The sequence below is a fragment of the Acidovorax sp. CCYZU-2555 genome, from assembly GCF_018413525.1.
GTDB lineage: Bacteria > Pseudomonadota > Gammaproteobacteria > Burkholderiales > Burkholderiaceae_C > Comamonas.
Genome location: NZ_JAHCDD010000019.1, coordinates 63,782 through 77,479 on the forward strand (window position 1 = coordinate 63,782; position 13,698 = coordinate 77,479).

Consider the following 13,698-nt stretch of genomic DNA (forward strand, 5'->3'; position numbering starts at 1 on the left):
CTACACTTCAGCCCATGAGCTTGCTGATACTGGGTATTGAATCTTCGTGCGATGAAACGGGCGTGGCGTTGGTGCGTTTGCCGGAGGGCGATGCCGTGCCCACGCTGCTTTCGCATGCCTTGCACAGCCAGATCGAAATGCACCAGGCCTATGGCGGCGTGGTGCCCGAACTCGCGAGCCGCGACCATATCCGCCGCGTGCTGCCGCTGACCGAAGCCGTGCTGGCCGAGTCGGGCCATCAACTGGCCGATGTCGATGTCGTCGCCTTCACGCGCGGTCCCGGCCTGGCCGGAGCGCTGCTGGTCGGCGCGGGCGTGGCCTGCGCGCTGGGCGCGGCGCTCGACAAGCCGGTGCTGGGCATACACCACCTCGAAGGCCATCTGCTGTCGCCGTTTCTCAGCGAAGACCCGCCGACATTTCCGTTCGTCGCGCTGCTCGTCTCGGGCGGTCACACGCAGCTGATGCGCGTCGATGGCGTGGGCGTCTATGAAATCCTGGGCGAGACGATTGACGACGCCGCGGGCGAAGCCTTCGACAAGTCGGCCAAGCTGATGGGCCTGGGTTACCCCGGCGGGCCCGCGCTGTCGAAGCTGGCGCAGGAAGGCGACCCGCTGGCGTTCAAGCTGCCGCGGCCGCTGCTGCACAGCGGCGACCTCGATTTCTCTTTCGCTGGTCTTAAGACCGCAGTGCTGACCCAGGCCAAGAAGCTCGGCGATGAACTGACGGCGCGCAAGGCCGATCTGGCCGCTAGCACCGAGGCCGCGATCGTCGACGTGCTGGTGAAGAAGACGCTGGCCGCGCTCAAGCAGACCGGCATGCAGCGCGTGGTCGTGGCCGGTGGCGTGGGCGCGAACCGTCTGCTGCGCGCCCAGCTCAACGCGGCCTGCGCGAAGATGAAAGTGCGCGTTCACTATCCCGAGCTGCACCTGTGCACCGACAACGGCGCGATGATCGCCATGGCCGCGGCGATGCGCATCCAGTCGGGCCGCGAGCAGCCGGCCGCCGAGTATGCGTTCGACGTGAAGCCGCGCTGGCTGCTCGACTCGCTGGCCTGAACTTCAAGGCGCGCGCGCCGGGCGTCTTGCCTGACGCCAATTTTATTAATGCTCGACTGAAGAATAATTCGTTTTATTGATGTGAGTCGAAAACATAGACTGGCCTTCGCCATCGGGGAAAACGCCCGAAACGAAGGAGACAAGTGCTATGAGCGAAACACACAATCGACCCACGTCCTGGTACGCGCAGGACGTGCAACGCGATCTGGGCTGGGTCCAGCGGCTGAGCGCCGAGGAAGTCGCGGGCTTCGACCAGGCCCTGGCCCATGCCAGGCGCCATCCCAAGCCGCTGCTGGAGATGGAGCAGCACGACTTTCCGCTGAATCCGGCCGCGCGCGCTGCGCTGCAGCGCGCGCTGGCGGGCACGCAGGGCCGCTGGGGCATGTGCCTGGTCAAGGGCTTTCCGGTGGACCGCTGGAGCGAAGACGACTGCCGGCTGGCCTATTGGGGCATGGGCCTGTACCTGGGCGTGGGCCGCACGCAGAACAAGGCCAGCGAGATGATCAACGATGTGCGCGATGCCGGCGGCGACTACAAGGTCAAGGGCGGGCGCGGCTACAACACCAACGCCCAGCTCGACTTCCACCAGGACTCGTGCGACGTGGTGGCGCTGCTGTGCCGGCGCACGGCCAAGTCGGGCGGAACGAGCAAGGTCATCAGCTCCATGGCCTTGCGCGAACAGGTGCAGGCGCGGCGCCCTGATCTGATCGCCGTTCTCGAAGCCGACTTCCACCACAGCGACCAGGGCACGCAGGACCCCACGCAGGCGCCGTTCTACCGCTGCCCGATTTTCAGCCAGCCCGGCCAGGTGTTCACCGCGCGCACCAACCGCAAGAACACCGTCGCCGCGCAGCGCGATTTCGACGAAGTGCCGCGGCTCACGGCGGCGCAGACCGAAGCGCTGGATCTGCTCGATGAACTCATGCCCAGCGAGCAGCTGTGCTATTCGATGGAGCTGGAGCAGGGCGATCTGCAGCTGCTCAACAACTACGTGACGCTGCACTCGCGCACCCATTTCGAGGACCACGAGCAGCCCGACGACAAGCGCCACCTGTTTCGCCTGTGGCTGGCCGTGCCGGGCTCGCAGCCGCTGCCGCCCGCGTTCGAAAGCTACTTCTACGACGTGCGGCCGGGCTCGGTGCGCGGTGGCGTGCGCGGCAGCGCGATCACCGAGGCCTTCCTGGCCTACGAGCGCCGCCAGGCGCAGGCCCTGGGCATGCTCTACAAGCCCTGGGTGCCGGCGCGCGAGACCGCCGCCGCCTTCTCGTCGGCGCGCCTCCGGGCGGGGGCACCGATATCCTGGGCCGCGCGCTGGCGCAGGAAATGGGCAAACAGCTGGCGCGCACCGTGATCGTGGAGAACCGTCCGGGCGCGGGCGGCAATATCGCCGCGCTGGCCGTGACCAGCGCGGCGCGCATGGCCGCGCTGGCGCAGGTGCCGCCCGTGGCCGATCTGCTGCCCGGCTTCGACTATAGCGCCTGGTACGGCTTGTTCGGCCCCGCGGGCATGGCCGCCAAGGATGTGGATGCGCTGCGCGTCGCCGCCCATGCGGCGCAGCAGTCGGCGGGGCTGCGCGAGCAGCTCGAGCGCGAAGGCATGGATTTGCTGCAGATGGAGACGCCGGCGTTTCGCAGCTTCCTGCAGGCCGAGCTGGGCCGCTGGCAGCTCGCGGTCAAGGCTTCGGGCGTGGAGCTGATGTAGCCGCAGGCGCTAGCCTATGTCCCTGGCGACATCGGTCAGCACCTGCACCAGCGCCTGCACGTTGCGCTTGTCCTGATCGGCCTGGCGCAGCAGCAGCGCGTACTGCAGGCGCGGCGCGTCGGCGGGAAGCTTCACCACTTGCACGTCGTCGGCCTGCAGCAGCCGCGGGTCGGCGATCTGCAGCAGCGCCACGCCCATTCCCAGTCCGACCATGGAGATGATGGCCGGAATGCTGTCGAACTCCATGTCGAGCTTGCGCAGCCCGTACTTGTCGGCGAGGTAGCGGCTGGCGAGCTGGCCGGTGACGGTGCTGCGGTCATAGCCGATCAGGCGGTGCTGGGCGAGCAGCGCCTTGGCGCTCTTTTCCTTGCTGGCGCTTGGCGCGACCAGCACGAAGTCGCGTTGCAGCAGCGGCAGCCAGACCAGTCCGCGCGCGGTCTGCGGCTCCTGCGGCGGCAGGGCCAGCAGCGCCACGTCGATGTCGGCGGAGCGTATGCGCTGCATCAGCGCGCGGCTCTTGCCGCGGTCCACCGACACGCGCAGCAGCGGGTGGCGCTGCTGCAGCGTCGACAGCGTGCGCGGCAGCAGCAAAGGCAAAAGGGTGTCGACTATGCCCAGGCCCACCGTGCCCTGCACGCGCATGTCGGGCCGGTCGCGCAGCGCTTCGACCTTGTCCAGTGCCTCTTCCATGATGTCCGCGATTTCATGCGCCAGCGGCACGGGCTTGATGGTCTGGCCCGAGCGATCGAACAGCGCCGTGCCCATGTAGTCTTCGAGCTGCTTCATCTGCATGCTCAGCGCGCTGGGCGTGAGGTTCAGCGCCTGGGACGCCTTGGCCAGCGAGCCGGTGGCGATGACGGTGTGCAGGGCGCGGAATGCGGCGATTTTCAAGGCAGTCCTTTCGTGGCGTGCAGGGCCTGGGCATTATCCGCATGCGCGCGGCCGCGCGGTTTACAAAAACTTCACGCGCCTGAAGCCGGGCTGACAAAGGCGGGCGGCACAATGGTCGACATGCCTACCCTGAATTTGCAGAACAATCCCCTTGCAGCGCGCCGGCCCAGCGCGGCGCTGGCTGCGGCGCTGGTGGCCTTCGCGCTCGCCGGCTGCGCCACGTCGCAGCCGCCCGGCGCGGCGCTGCCGGCGCTGACCGTGCCCGCGACCTGGTCGCCCGGCCATATGGTCTATGCACCCGATGCCGATCCGCAATCGCTGGCCCAATGGTGGCAAGGCCTGGGCGACGCCCAGCTCAGCGCGCTGGTCGAGCAGGCGCTGCAGGCCAATCCGTCGCTGGCATCGACCCAGGCCGCGCTGCGCCAGGCGCGTGCGCAGCGCGATGTCACGGCCGCGGGCCTGTCGCCTTCGCTCGACGGCTCGGGCTCGGCCCAGCGCTCGCGTTCGGGCAATTCGACGGGCAACAGTTTTTCCACGGGCCTCGATGCGAGCTGGGAGCTCGATGTGTTCGGCCGTATCGCCAGCGGCGTTGCCGCGAGTGACGCCGACGTGCGCACCGCCCAGGCCACACTTGAAGGCGCGCGCGTTTCGCTCGCGGCCGAAGTGGCGCTCAACTACATAGAGTTGCGCAATCTGCAGCAGCGCCTGGCGATCGCGCGCAGCAATCTCGCGAGCCAGCAGGAGACTTTGCAGATCACCGACTGGCGCATGCAGGCCGGCCTGACCACGTCGCTTGCCACCGAGCAGGCGCGTGCCGCCGCCGCGCAGACCGCGGCGCAGGTGCCGGCGCTCGAAGCCAGCCTGGCGCAGACGCGCCATGCGCTGGCCGTGCTCACGGGCCAGAACCCGGCCGCGCTCGATGCGCAACTCACCGCGGTTGCCCGCGTGCCGCAGGCGCCCGATGCGCTGGCGCTGCAGATTCCCGCCGAAACGCTGCGCCAGCGCCCCGATGTGATCGCCGCCGAAGCGCGCGTGGCGGCGTCGCTGGCACGCGTCTCGCAGGCCGATGCGGCGCGCTACCCGAGCTTTCGTCTGGGCGGCTCGCTGGGCCTGCGCGCGCTGACGCTGGGCGCCTTGACCCAGGGCGGCTCGGTGGTCAGCTCGCTGCTGGGCAGCATTTCCGTGCCGCTGCTCGATGGCGGCGCGGCGCGCGCCCAGGTGCGCGTGCAGGAAGCCGGGCTCGAGCAGTCGCGCCTGAATTACGCCGCGACCGTGCTCACGGCCTTGCAGGAAGTCGAAGACGCGCTGGCCGCACTGCAGGGCGATGGCCTGCGCCTCGAACAATTGCGCGTCGCGGCCGAGGCCGCGGCCAATGCCGCGCTGCTCGCGCAGCAGCGCTACAGCAGCGGGCTGGTCGATTTCCAGACTGTTCTTGAAACCCAACGCACCCAGCTGTCTTCGCAGGACAGCCTGGCCAGCGCCCAGGCCACGCTCACGGCCGACCATGTGCGGCTGTACAAGGCCCTGGGCGGCGGCTGGACGCCCACGGCGGCCGATAGCAATGCCGCAGCGCCGGCCACGAATTGAATTACCGACGGATCACGCCAATGAACAACAAACAAGAACCTACATCCGTGACCAGCAAGGAAGCGCTGCTCGGCGCAACGGTCTCGCGCCCCTGGTGGCGCCGCACGTCGGTCTGGGCCGGCGTCGCCGTGCTGGTGGCCGCGGGCGCGGGCCTGGCCTACTGGCAGTCCGTGAAGGCCGCGCGCGCGCTGCCGCAGTACGTGAGCCAGGAAGTCAAGCGCGGCAATCTGCGCCTCACCGTCGCGGCCAACGGCACGCTGGTGCCCACGCGCCAGGTGAATATCGGCAGCGAACTGTCGGGCACGGTGCGCAATGTGCGCGTCGATGTGAACGACCGCGTGAAGAAGGACCAGGTGCTGGTCGAACTCGACACCGCCAAGCTCAGTGCCCAGGTAGCGCGCTCCAGCGCATCGCTGGCCTCGGCCCAGGCGCGGGTGGCGCAGGCCCAGGCGACGACCAAGGAAGCGCGCGCCAATCTGGGCCGGCTTGAAGAGGTCGCACGCCTTTCGGGCGGCAAGGTGCCGTCGGCCGCCGAACTCGACACCGGCCGCGCCACGCTGGAGCGCGCCATCGCCGACGAGAAGGCCGCTGCCGCGACGGTGCAGGACGCGCGCGCCGCGCTGTCGACCGACCAGACCAATCTGTCCAAGGCCTCCATCGTTTCGCCCATCGACGGCGTGGTGCTCACGCGTGCCGTTGATCCCGGCAATGCCGTGGCCGCTTCGCTGCAGGCCGTGACGCTGTTCACGCTGGCCGAAGACCTGTCGCGCCTCAAGCTCGAAGTCAGCGTCGACGAAGCCGATGTCGGCACCGTGCTGCCCGATCAAAAAGCCTCGTTCACGGTCAGTGCCTATCCTTCGCGCAGCTACCCGGCGCTGGTCAAGCGCGTGGCCTATGGCTCGACCAAGACCGACAACGTCGTGACCTATATCGCCACGCTCGAAGTCGCGAATGAAGACCTGAGCCTGCGCCCCGGCATGACCGCCGCGGCGACGATCACTTCGACCGAGCGCAAGGACGTGCTGCTGGTGCCCAACGCCGCGCTGCGCTTCACGCCCAGCGTGCCGGGAGCGGCGCCCGCGGCGCGCGAAGGCAGCGGCGGCGGCATCATGGGACAGCTGATGCCGCGCGGCCCACGCCCTGGCGGCAGCGGCGGCCAGCGCCGCGGCGGCGCCGGTGCCAAGACCGACGGCGGCGACATTCCGCGTGAAGTCTGGGTGCTCGAAGAGGGCAAGGCCCAGGCCGTCAAGGTGGTCACGGGCATCAGCGACGGCCGCATGACCGAAGTGCGCAGCGAAACGCTGCAGCCCGGCATGGCGGTGATCACCGACCAGCGCTCCGGGAGCACGAAATGACGGCCGGCGCTGAACATCCGCTGATCAGCCTGCGCAACATCACCAAGGTCTATGGCGAAGGGCGGCTGGCATTCCAGGCGCTCAAGGGCGTGGACCTGGACATCGCCCAGGGCGACTTCGTCGCCATCATGGGCCCCAGCGGTTCGGGCAAGTCGACGGCGATGAACATGCTGGGCTGCCTTGACCGCCCGACGACGGGCGAATATCTGTTCAAGGGAGCGCATGTCGAGACGCTCACGCGCGACGAACGCGCGCTGCTGCGGCGCCAGTTCTTCGGCTTCGTGTTCCAGGGCTTTCACCTGCTGGCGCGCACCACGGCGCTGGAGAACGTGGAGCTGCCGCTGCTGTACCGCGGCGAGCCCACGGCCAAGCGCCATGCGGCGGCGAAGAAGGCGCTTGCGGCCGTGGGCCTCAACGGCTGGGAGCACCACACGCCGGCCGAGCTTTCGGGCGGCCAGCAGCAGCGCGTGGCCATTGCGCGCGCCATCGTCACCGAACCCGTGGTGCTGCTGGCCGACGAGCCCACGGGCAACCTCGACAGCCAGCGCAGCAATGAAATCATGGAGCTGCTGTGGCGCCTCAATGCCGACCTGGGCATCACGGTGCTGATGGTCACGCACGAGCCCGACATGGCCGCCTATGCGCGGCGCATCGTGCGCTTTGTCGACGGCCGGCTCGATACCGACACGCTCAATCCGGCACCGGTGGTGCTGGCGCGTGAGCAGGGCCTGGCCCTGCCGACGGAGGCGCACTGATGTTTCTGAGTTCCATCCTGCTGGCGCTGCGCTCCATACGGCGCAATCTGCTGCGCTCCTTTCTGACCATCCTGGGCATCGTGATCGGCGTGAGCGCGGTGATCACCATGGTGACCCTGGGCAATGGCGCGACCCTCGCGGTGCAGAACCAGATTTCGGGCCTGGGCACCAACCTGCTGCAGATACGCCCCGGCCAGCGCATGGGCCCGGGCAGCGGCGGCGCGCCCACGTTCAAGGACACCTACGTCGATGCGATCGCCCAGCAGATCGGCGGCATCTATGCGGTCGCGGCCGAAGGGCGGGCGACGGCGACCGTGGTCGCGGGCGGACGCAACTGGTCGAGCAGCGTGATCGGCAGCACCAATGAATGGCTCAAGACCGGCAACTGGCAACTGGCCACGGGCCGCGAGTTCACGCCCGAGGAAATCCGTGCGGGTTCGGCGGTCTGCATCATCGGCTCGACGGTCAAGCGCGAACTGTTCGGCAACGCCGACCCCATGGGCGAACTGATGCGGGTGCGCGAGTTCTCCTGTGAAATCATTGGCGTGCTGGCCTCCAAGGGCCAGGGCGCGTTCGGCAACGACCAGGACGATATGGTGCTGGTGCCGCTGAACACGCTGCAGCGGCGCATCACCGGCTCCAAGCGCATCAACACCTTGCTGGTGTCGATGGCCGACGGCAGCGAGCCCGAGCGCGTCAAGGCCAGCCTGCGCCAGCTGCTGCGCGAACTGCGCAAGCTGGCGCCGGCGGACGAGGACAACTTCAACATCCTCGATACCAAGCAGCTGGCCGATACGCTGTCGGGCACGACCCAGGTGATGACCATGCTGCTGGGCGCGGTCGCGGGCGTGAGCCTGCTGGTGGGCGGCATAGGCATCATGAACATCATGTTGGTCAGCGTGACCGAGCGCACGCGGGAGATCGGCCTGCGGCTGGCTATCGGCGCGCTGGAGCGCGAAGTGCTGCTGCAGTTCCTGATCGAGGCCGTGGTGCTGGCCGCGCTGGGCGGGCTGATAGGCATTGCGCTGGCCACCATCGCCTCGGTGATTCTTGCCGGCGTGATGGGCGTGCCCTATGTGTTCAACGTGAGCGTGAACCTGCTGTCGTTCGTGTTCTCGGCGGGCATAGGCGTGGTCTTTGGCTACTTTCCCGCGCGCCGCGCGGCGCGGCTGGACCCCATCGAGGCGCTGCGCCACGAGTGAGATCCGGCGCAAGTCTGTCTCGCAAAAAAGCCCGGCCTGTGCCGGGCTTTTTCATGGGAAAACCGCTGGCGCATGCGATGTCCGCCATCTGAAGATGTTTGACTTTTGGTTTGGGGCATTTGTTCTCAGAATGGGCTGACTCCAAACCCACGCCCGCACCATGTCACACTTTTTTCAAAGTCCCCGGATGCGCTTGCAATGGGTGGTCGCGCTGTTGATGGCGCTGTGCCTGCTGGTGATGGCGCTGCTGGTGGGCAGCCTGACCCAGGTGCGCCTGCGCGCCTCGGCGCACGAGACGGCGCGCGATCTGTTCACGCAGGTGGCGCAGCGCAATGCCCAGAAGCTGCAGGACCTGCTGAGCCATGCAGGCAGCAGCGTGCAGTTCCTGGCTTCGCTGCCGCTGACCGGCATCGATGGCGCGGGGCGCATCGACCGGGCGCGCGTCATGGCGATGCTGCTGGCCACGGTGCAAGCCCAGCCCCAATTGCAAAGCGCTTACATCGGCTTTGACAACGATGAAATGCTGGAGGTTCTAGGCTTGCGCGAGATGCCGCAGGCGATGGCGGCCTTGGGTGCGCCCCCGGGCAGCTATTTCGCGCTGCGCACCATCGAGCGCAAGCCGGAGAATGCGGGCGTACCGATGGAGTCCTGGGTGTTTCTGGACGCGCGCGGCGTGCGGCTGGCGCAGCGCGCCGATGCGCCCGCGGCGCTCGTGCCCAGCCAGCGGCCCTGGTATGGGCTGGCGCAGCAGTCGGCGGGATTGCAGCTCACGCCGGCCTATGAGATGGCCGGTCTGCCCGAATCGGGCGTGTCGCTGGCACACAAGCTTTCCGTGGGACAAGGCGTGGTTGGCGTGGATCTGGTGTTTTTCGCATTCGATGCCTTTGCCCAGGCCTCGATGAAAGGGCATGAGGGCGGGGTGATCGTGACCGACGCGGCCGGCGGCTTGCTCAGTCGCTACGCCGAGGCGGCGTTCGCCCAGCCGCCGCTGACGCGCCTGGAAAACCTGACCGACTCGGCCAACGGCTTTGCGGCGGCTGCGGCGGCGCTGGCGCAGCATGAAGGCAGCAGCATCCAGACCGTGCAGGGCCAGGACTGAGCGCCTGCGCGCGGCCAATTGCGGTGGCCGGGGCAGGCGCGCAGGGGGCCTTACTGAATGCTCAGCGTGACGGCCTTGTCGACCGGCGCGAGCTTGGCCAGGCGCAGCGTGAGCACGCCGTTTTCAAGCTTGGCGCTGCTTGCGGCAACGTCGATCTCGTGGCCCAGTTCCCACGACCGCTGCACCTTGCGCGGCGCATCTTCGACGCTGGTCAGGTGCACTTGCGCGCCTTCGAGGCGCAGCTGCAGTTGCTCGCGCGACAGGCCCGGCACATCGAGTTGCAAGGTGGTGGCCTGCTCGTCCTGGGTGGCGGTGAAGGCCGCGCTGGCCGAGGCCGAAGCTTCGGACAGGCGATTGAGCGGAGGCGTCAGCGTGGACTGCAAAAAGCGCTGCAGGGCCTGATCGGCGGCGCGCGGGAAAGCTTGGCTGGAACGGCGAATCATGGGTGCAGTGAAAATCATCACGGAAGCTCCTGGGTGGTGCGCGGCGCTCAATGTGGCTGCCGCTTGCTTCAGAAATGCAGCCACCCCCACAGGATTTCAAGCAAAAAAAGTGATGAATATTTCAGCACCCTGGCCCTTGAAAAAGGGCGCTCAGGCGCAACGCGCGGATGCTCAGCGCGCTCGCGGCGCGCGTGCCGCTTCGCGCGCTGCGCGCACTTCCTGGCCCAGCTCGATCACCGACAGCGCGTAGTAACTCGACCAGTTGTAGCGCGTGATCGCGTAGAAGTTCTCGGTGCCCGCGATGTACAGCGGCGCGGCGCCGCCGTTTTGCAGCTCCACCAGGGCCAGCGGGCCGTTGTGCGTGTCGCCGGGCGGCTGCACGCGCGCGCCCAGCGCGAGCATGCGTTCGGCGCTGAACGTCGGCAGGATATCGGGGCCCAGCAGTTCGGCCATCTGTTCGGGCGTACTGCCCAGCGCGACCGGGTAGTGGGTGGGCATGCCGGGCTTCCAGCCGTGGGCGATGAAGTAGTTGGCGACCGAGCCTATCGCATCGACCGGGCTGGCGAACAGGTCGATGTGGTCGTTGCCGTCGAAGTCGACGGCCCACTTGACCCAGCTCGAAGGCATGAACGGGCCCAGGCCCATCGCGCCCGCATAGCTGCCGCGCAGCGAGAACGGGTCTATGCCGCCGCGGTGCGTGAAGCTCAGAAACTGTTCGAGTTCGCCGCGAAAGTATTCGATGCGCGCCGCGGCCCGGGGGTGGGCCTGGGGAAAGTCGAACGACAGCGTGGCGAGTGCGTCGATCACGCGGAAGTTGCCCATCTGCTGGCCGTAGACGGTTTCGACGCCGATGATGCCGACGATGATTTCCGCGGGCACGCCGTATTCGCGTTCGGCGCGTGCCAGCGCCGCGGCATGGGTCTGCCAGAAGCGCACGCCTGCACGAATGCGCACCGGGTCGATGAAGCGGCTGCGGTAGGCGTTCCAGTTCTTCGCCGTGCCCTGGGGCGCGGGCGTCATGAGACGCGGCACCTGGGGCAGAAAGCGGGCCTGGCCCAGCGTGGCCTGTACCCAGTCCAGCGGCAGGTCGCGGCGCGCGGCGATATCGGCCGCGAGCTGCATGGCTTCACTGCGCTCGGCGTAGGGCGTCGTGCCTTGCACTGCGCTGCGATGTTTCGCGGTCTGGGCGAAAGCGGGGAGGGTCAGGGAAGTGGTGCAGGCCGCGAGGCAGACAAGGGCAGTGGAAAGCAGTCTTTTCATGGATCTTGGGGCCGACTGGCGCGGGGCCAGGTCAGGGATTTGAATTCGCGCCGCAGCTCGGACAGGTGCTGGGCCGGGTGGGCATCGGCGGCGGGGCTGGCGTAGCGCTGGCGCTCGAGGCGCAGCAGCCAGGCCGCGATTGCCGCCGCGTCGGTCCCCCATTGTGCGCTGGCCTGCGAGGCCATCGTGCGCGGTGGGGCATGCGCGGGCAGATCGAGCCCGGCCTTCGACAGCTGCGCGTGGGCCTGGCGCAGCAGGCGCTGCCAGCCGTCGGCCGGCGTGCGGCGCTCGCGCCACAGCCAGGCGCAGATGACCAAGGCCGCCGCTGCGGCCAGGCCCGCGAGCCATTGCAGCAGCGTCTGCCAAGACGGCGCCGACAGCCCCAGCTCGCGCAGCAGATCGGATTGGCGGGTCTGCGTGTAGTTCAGCACCCACTGGTTCCAGCCGTTGTTCATCGCTTCCCATGCCGCGCGCAGCTGTTGCACCATGCCGGGAGCGATGACGCTGTCCATGGCCTGGCCGAAAGCGCCGCGCGGCGCCGACAGGCGCTGCAGTTCGCTTGTGCGCCCGGGCGCGACGGCCGTCGTCGGGTCCACGCGCACCCAGCCTTGGCCGGCGATCCAGACTTCGGCCCAGGCATGGGCGTCGCTGTTGCGTACGGTCCAGTAGCCGTCGACCGGGTTGATTTCGCCGCCCTGGTAGCCGGTGACGATGCGCGCGGGAATGTCGAGCGCGCGCATCAGCACCACGAATGCCGAAGCGATGTGCTCGCAAAAGCCCTGCTTGCTGTCGAACCAGAAGTCATCGGCGGTGTTCAGCGCGATCACGCCGGGCTCCAGCGTGTAGCGGTAGCCGCCGCTGCGCAGGCGCGCGAGCGCGGCTTCGACGAACTGGGCATTGCCAGCCTGGCCCATCTCGGCGCGCATCTGCGCGGCCAGCGCAACCGTACGCGGGTCGGAGCCATCGGGCAGCACGGTATAGGCGGCGAGCGAGGGCCTGAACTGCAGCGGGCCGTGCTGGAAATCGACATGGCTTTGCACGCGGTAGCGCAGCACGTCGGTCACGGGACGTTGGCTCAGCCATTGCAGCTGGGGTGTCATGTAGGTGCGCTGGCCCGGCAGTTCGGGCGCGGCCGGCGCGGCGTCCAGCGTCAGCAGCCAGCGGCGGCGGTGCGGCTCCAGCGTGGCCTCGTAGGATATGGCGGGTCCGCTCACCTGCAGTTGCGCAGTTTCGATATCGGCTTGCCAGGTGTCCGCGTTGAAGCGCGGCGTCTCGCGCCATTGCCGGCCGTCGAACACCGACAGCACCGGGCCGCGGAAATACAGCGTGGAACGCGGCGGCGGCTGCGGCGTGTCAAAGCGCACGCGCAGCGCGACGCTGTCGTCGAGCGCCAGGCGCGCGACTTCGCCCACGGTCATGTCGGGCGACAGGCCGCTGCGCCCCGCGAGGTCATCGCCAGGCACGCCCCACAGCGGCGCCATGCGCGGGAACAGCAGGAACAGCACCAGCATGGCGGGCGTGCCCCAGAGCACCAGCTTGCCGGCGATGCGCAGCGATGCGCTCAGCGGCGGCCGGCCCACGGGCAGATGGGCGTTGACCACGGCCGTGAGAAGCCCCAGCAGCGCTATCAGCTGGGCCGCGGCAATCGGCAGCGATTGCGAATAGAAGAAATGGCTCAGCAGTGCGAAGAACGCGAGAAAGAACACCACCAGCGCGTCGCGGCGCGCGCGCATTTCCAGCGTCTTGAGCGTGAGCAGCAGCACGACCAGCGTCACGCCCGGGTCGCGGCCGACGATGCTGCCATGCGTGAGCCAGGTCGCGCCCACGGCCAGCAGCAGCAGCGCGGCCATGACCCAGCGTCCGGGCAGCGGCTGCGCACGCCAGGCCAGCAGACCGCGCCAGACCAGCAGGCACAGCGCCAGGGCCAAGGTCCACCAGGGCAGGTGGCTGGCATGCGGGGCGATCACCCAGGCGACCACGGCCAGCAGGAACAAGGTGTCGCGCGCATCGCGCGGCAAGGCGTTGAGGCGGGTGCGCAGCGTCATGGCTTGCTTCCTGGCGCCGGCGCGTACAGCGCCAAGGCTTCGAGACTGCGCTCGCGGTGGGCCGCGCCGCTGTCGGGCGCGAGGCGCACGGCGCCGGGCAGGTCGAGCCCCCACTGCACGCCCTGGCTATCGGCGACCAGCACCCAGGCCGTGAGCCGCGCGATGCGCGCTTCGGTGTCGGCCAGGCCGGTCGCTGCGGGATCCAGCCACAGGCGCCCGGGCTGGGCCTGAGGCCGGTCGCGGCTCACCAGCGTATTGCCCGTGGCCCAGGCCTGGGCGGCTTTTTTCCACACCACCTGCTTGAG

12 protein-coding genes and 1 pseudogene are annotated in these 13,698 nt (G+C 68.6%); 8 read left to right on the forward strand and 5 right to left on the reverse strand.

Annotated features, from left to right (window positions below; translation table 11 throughout):
- The first annotated feature begins 14 nt into the window (after nucleotides 1–14).
- The 3 genes from tsaD (at nucleotide 15) to KHY18_RS09130 (ending at nucleotide 2,756) form a co-directional block, all read left to right on the forward strand.
- Entirely contained in the window at nucleotides 15–1,055 is a 1,041-nt protein-coding gene (gene tsaD, locus KHY18_RS09120) for a tRNA (adenosine(37)-N6)-threonylcarbamoyltransferase complex transferase subunit TsaD (RefSeq protein WP_213298330.1), read from the forward strand.
- Between the two features lie 148 nt (nucleotides 1,056–1,203).
- A complete protein-coding gene (locus tag KHY18_RS09125; protein WP_213298333.1) occupies nucleotides 1,204–2,406 on the forward strand; it encodes a TauD/TfdA family dioxygenase in 1,203 nt (400 codons plus the stop codon).
- Nucleotides 2,379–2,756, forward strand: a complete 378-nt coding sequence (locus tag KHY18_RS09130) for a tripartite tricarboxylate transporter substrate-binding protein (RefSeq protein ID WP_213298336.1) — start codon at nucleotides 2,379–2,381, stop codon at nucleotides 2,754–2,756. Before KHY18_RS09125 ends, KHY18_RS09130 begins: the two co-directional genes overlap by 28 nt.
- Nucleotides 2,757–2,765: 9 nt before the next feature.
- On the opposite strand, the gene KHY18_RS09135 is transcribed toward KHY18_RS09130, so the two are convergent.
- On the reverse strand, nucleotides 2,766–3,647 hold the full coding sequence (locus tag KHY18_RS09135) for a LysR family transcriptional regulator (RefSeq protein WP_213298339.1): 882 nt from the start codon (nucleotides 3,645–3,647) through the stop codon (nucleotides 2,766–2,768).
- Between the two features lie 120 nt (nucleotides 3,648–3,767).
- On the opposite strand from KHY18_RS09135, the gene KHY18_RS09140 reads away from it, so the two are divergent.
- The 5 genes from KHY18_RS09140 to KHY18_RS09160 all read left to right on the forward strand — a co-directional run bounded on the left by KHY18_RS09140 (nucleotide 3,768) and on the right by KHY18_RS09160 (nucleotide 9,645).
- Nucleotides 3,768–5,234: an efflux transporter outer membrane subunit gene (locus KHY18_RS09140; RefSeq protein WP_213298341.1), complete on the forward strand. Its 1,467-nt coding sequence runs from the start codon at nucleotides 3,768–3,770 to the stop codon at nucleotides 5,232–5,234.
- A 20-nt stretch (nucleotides 5,235–5,254) separates the two neighbouring features.
- Nucleotides 5,255–6,589, forward strand: coding sequence for an efflux RND transporter periplasmic adaptor subunit (locus KHY18_RS09145; protein WP_213298343.1), 1,335 nt, complete (start codon nucleotides 5,255–5,257; stop codon nucleotides 6,587–6,589).
- Complete coding sequence (locus tag KHY18_RS09150) at nucleotides 6,586–7,344, forward strand: ABC transporter ATP-binding protein (protein WP_213298345.1); 759 nt, start codon at nucleotides 6,586–6,588, stop codon at nucleotides 7,342–7,344. The genes KHY18_RS09145 and KHY18_RS09150 overlap by 4 nt, the downstream gene beginning before the upstream one ends.
- A complete protein-coding gene (locus tag KHY18_RS09155; RefSeq protein ID WP_213298347.1) occupies nucleotides 7,344–8,546 on the forward strand; it encodes an ABC transporter permease in 1,203 nt (400 codons plus the stop codon). Before KHY18_RS09150 ends, KHY18_RS09155 begins: the two co-directional genes overlap by 1 nt.
- 187 nt (nucleotides 8,547–8,733) lie before the next feature.
- Nucleotides 8,734–9,645 (forward strand): hypothetical protein, encoded by a 912-nt coding sequence (locus KHY18_RS09160; RefSeq protein ID WP_213298349.1) that lies wholly within the window; start codon nucleotides 8,734–8,736, stop codon nucleotides 9,643–9,645.
- Between the two features lie 50 nt (nucleotides 9,646–9,695).
- On the opposite strand, the gene KHY18_RS09165 is transcribed toward KHY18_RS09160, so the two are convergent.
- From KHY18_RS09165 to KHY18_RS09180, 4 genes and pseudogenes are all read right to left on the reverse strand, one after another.
- Nucleotides 9,696–10,106, reverse strand: coding sequence for an Hsp20/alpha crystallin family protein (locus KHY18_RS09165; protein ID WP_213298351.1), 411 nt, complete (start codon nucleotides 10,104–10,106; stop codon nucleotides 9,696–9,698).
- 153 nt (nucleotides 10,107–10,259) lie between these two features.
- Nucleotides 10,260–11,348, reverse strand: a complete 1,089-nt coding sequence (gene mltB, locus KHY18_RS09170; RefSeq protein WP_213298354.1) for a lytic murein transglycosylase B — start codon at nucleotides 11,346–11,348, stop codon at nucleotides 10,260–10,262.
- On the reverse strand, nucleotides 11,345–13,393 hold the full coding sequence (locus tag KHY18_RS09175) for a transglutaminase TgpA family protein (RefSeq protein ID WP_213298356.1): 2,049 nt from the start codon (nucleotides 13,391–13,393) through the stop codon (nucleotides 11,345–11,347). The genes mltB and KHY18_RS09175 overlap by 4 nt, the downstream gene beginning before the upstream one ends.
- Nucleotides 13,390–13,698: pseudogene (locus KHY18_RS09180) on the reverse strand (DUF58 domain-containing protein); the annotation flags it as partial. The pseudogene KHY18_RS09180 and the gene KHY18_RS09175, both read right to left, overlap by 4 nt.